This is a genomic window from Neglectibacter sp. X4, assembly GCF_009917365.1.
Lineage (GTDB): Bacteria > Bacillota > Clostridia > Oscillospirales > Acutalibacteraceae > Acutalibacter.
The window spans coordinates 1-698 of the sequence record NZ_QWLE01000243.1 but is presented as its reverse complement, the minus strand read 5'-3'; the positions used below and the strand labels follow the sequence as shown (position 1 = coordinate 698).

At 55.6% G+C, this 698-nt stretch carries 1 protein-coding gene; it reads right to left on the bottom strand.

Going from position 1 to position 698, the window contains the following annotated elements; translation table 11 throughout:
* The coding region (locus tag D1841_RS17910; RefSeq protein ID WP_160644997.1) for a type IV secretory system conjugative DNA transfer family protein at positions 1 to 698 on the bottom strand (698 nt) is incomplete at both ends.

Below are 698 nucleotides of genomic sequence, written 5' to 3'. Positions count from 1 at the left end.
ATGTCCTTTTCGCTGTGGATATAGGCGAAAGGATTGTATTTCATGGATTTTTTGAAGTTGATGGTATTCAGCACCTTGATCCGGTACGGCTCATAGATGGTTTTGCCGTTCTTGTCCTTCATGGGCTTTCCGTCCTTATCCAGCTTCGGCGCGCCCCGTTGGAGCAGCTTTCCACATTCGACCAGGATTGTGCCTTTCGGATCAGTAACCACATACGAGCTATGGAGCTGCATCAGGTTGGGCTTGAGCCAGAAGCGGGTCTTGCCGGAGCCGGAACCGCCGATGACCAGCACATTTTTGTTGCGGGCGGTCTTGGGGTCCTTGGGGCGGCTGCTCATGGTAAGGCGTTCCGTCTGGGTGAGGATTACATTGTTCTGGAATACCGGATCGACATAAGGGGCGATGTCCTGGGAATTTCCCCATCTCGCGGAACCGTACTCGATATTCGGGCGGTACTTCTTGGCGTTTTTGCCTTTCAGGTAAACAGCCAGCCGGAGCGCCGCGCCGCAGCACAGCCCGACCAGCAGGTCCAGCGGGTGAAAGTTGGGCCAGAAACTTCCAAGAGCCGCCGGAAGGACGGAGATCAAAGACAATACCTTTTCCGAAGCGTCCGCGCCCTGGGCCATCCGCCACGCCTCCCCGAAGTTGGTGGAAAACAGCCCCATCAGGATATAGGGCAGGTTCAGCAAAACGAGCTT